This window comes from Paenibacillus ehimensis NBRC 15659 (assembly GCF_004000785.1).
GTDB classification, from domain to species: domain Bacteria; phylum Bacillota; class Bacilli; order Paenibacillales; family NBRC-103111; genus Paenibacillus_G; species Paenibacillus_G ehimensis.
In genome coordinates this window covers 1-1,506 of record NZ_BILX01000184.1, presented here as the reverse complement: position 1 = coordinate 1,506, position 1,506 = coordinate 1, and the positions used below count along the sequence as shown (strand labels likewise).

The window sequence follows — 1,506 nt, the reverse complement described above, 5'->3', positions numbered from 1 at the left end:
TGCCAAGCCTGTAGCGGACTTTCACCGCCAAGTTATCGCCCATGCCGGGCGCACAACTAGAAGACCGCATGGACAAGCCATTTCACTTGGACACGCGGTCTTTTTTTGCATTGGGACTGTTATTTCATCAATTGCGACGCCGGTACGAACTGTCCGCCAAGCTGCTGCAAGGTCGGAATCGATTGCTTTAATATTTCGGAGGTATGCTCCCCCGGCGGGCCGACGTGACCGATGACGATTGTGCTGTCATGCTCGCGAACGTGTTTTTGCAGCTTCATCGCCTGCTTGAGAATATGCTTCCGGGTGTAAATATCATCCATGAACAAATGGTTTTCCGCCGTGCGCACGCCGATTTCTTTTGCCACCTTGCCGACGACGCTCCTATAAGCCGTTCTGCTGTCTAAAAAATACAAGTTACGTTCCTTGCATACGGTCAGCACGATGCGCATCACCCGTTCGTCGGTCGTCGCCTTCGATCCCATATGGTTATTGATGCCCACCGCATGAGGGACATCCTCAATGGCGGCAATGACCCTTTGCCGGATCTCTTCGTCCGGCAGCCTGGTCGAGATCGCCCCCGGACCAAGCCAGTTCGGTTTCCCGTTTTTTGGCTCCATCGGCAGATGCACGATGACTTCTTTGCCGAGCCGGTGCGCCCATTCCGCATCGCGTTTCGTTGTCGGCAAAAAAGGCATGACCGCCGCAACAAACGGAATCGGCAGCTCCATCATTTGCTCGGTGCCTGCTTGATCGTTGCCGAAATCGTCGATAACGACGGCGATTTGCTTCGTTCCTGCCGCCGGGTCGATGGCTATGTAATGCCCGGATGCGGTTGCCGGCATGAGGACGAATAGACAAATCCACCCCGCAGCGGATACCCACCATCTTCTGCTCATGGACCGCACCTCCTTATCCGTGATCCTAACCTCATTGTTTGCATTATGCCGAAAACCTATACGAACGATTTCTATTTTTGGTTTTTACCTCCAGAAACCCATCCTATTGCAGGGAAAATGGAGTCATCTTCGTCAATAGCTATGGAATCATTTATATTGAGACAAGAAAGTGGGAACTTCCATGAAACGATGGAGATTGCTCTGCTTCACGGGATTGTTATGGGTGGGGATGGGGGCTTGCTACGCCGTCCAAGCCGCAGCGTCTTCGGTTAAGGAAACCGATTCTTTTCTATCCTATGTCAGGCCCGAACCGTCCCCAACCTTCGAGATCGTGCGGGATACCGGCGAGAAGAAAGGCGAATACCCCATTTTCGAGCGGATCGACGATCCGAAGGCCGAACATTTATTCCGCGACTCGTTTATGACCGAATCCGTACGTTTGTTTTTCCTGGCTCAAAACTTGGTTAACCATCAAAAGGGAGCGCTTTTGCAAGTGGAGCACCCCCGTTCGGGCATCCCTGCCTACTTGCTATTGTCCGAGCGTGAAGGGGGCTTCGGAACTGACCCCCGTTTGTGAGACAGGGATCAAAAACACCTTGCAAGTTAAGCA

2 protein-coding genes are annotated in these 1,506 nt (G+C 52.7%); one reads left to right on the top strand and one right to left on the bottom strand.

Annotated elements, in window-relative coordinates:
- Positions 1-119 precede the first annotated feature (119 nt).
- Positions 120-896 (bottom strand): divergent polysaccharide deacetylase family protein, encoded by a 777-nt coding sequence (locus PEH01S_RS34235; protein ID WP_127490451.1) that lies wholly within the window; start codon positions 894-896, stop codon positions 120-122.
- 181 nt (positions 897-1,077) lie between these two features.
- On the opposite strand from PEH01S_RS34235, the gene PEH01S_RS34230 reads away from it, so the two are divergent.
- Entirely contained in the window at positions 1,078-1,473 is a 396-nt protein-coding gene (locus PEH01S_RS34230) for a hypothetical protein (RefSeq protein ID WP_127490450.1), read from the top strand.
- The last annotated feature ends 33 nt before the right edge of the window (positions 1,474-1,506 follow it).

Coding starts and splice junctions, on each gene's coding strand:
- PEH01S_RS34235 (WP_127490451.1), bottom strand. CDS start 896: ATGAGCAGAAGATGGTGGGTATCCGCTGCGGGGTGGATTTGTCTATTC.
- PEH01S_RS34230 (WP_127490450.1), top strand. CDS start 1,078: ATGAAACGATGGAGATTGCTCTGCTTCACGGGATTGTTATGGGTGGGG.